1 protein-coding gene is annotated in these 261 nt (G+C 60.2%); it reads left to right on the top strand.

The window, feature by feature from the left end:
* Positions 1-261: DUF6924 domain-containing protein (locus tag SB754_RS21065; protein WP_410784292.1), on the top strand; the 261-nt coding region annotated here is incomplete at both ends.

Here is a 261-nt window from a genome sequence, read left to right as displayed (position 1 = left end):
CCTGGGCTGATGTCGCCACCGCAGTCCAGGCCCCGAGCTCGCCGGATGGCTTCACCGCCAACCTCATCCTGGTCAACGAACCAATCTGGAACTCAATCACGGTTGAGGATCTGTTGAGTGAGATCTACGACTCGAGCCTGTCCTACGTGTTCATTGCAGACACCGTGACAATGACCCACCCAGAGCATCCCATCCTCGCCGTCTACACCAGCAACATCGACAGACGGGGCATCGAACGAGGGCGGTCTGTCCGCGTGGCGC

Source organism: Leifsonia sp. SIMBA_070 (assembly GCF_046534635.1).
Lineage (GTDB): Bacteria > Actinomycetota > Actinomycetes > Actinomycetales > Microbacteriaceae > Leifsonia.
Note: the sequence above shows the minus strand (reverse complement) of the source record. Positions and strands in the feature narration are given on the sequence as shown.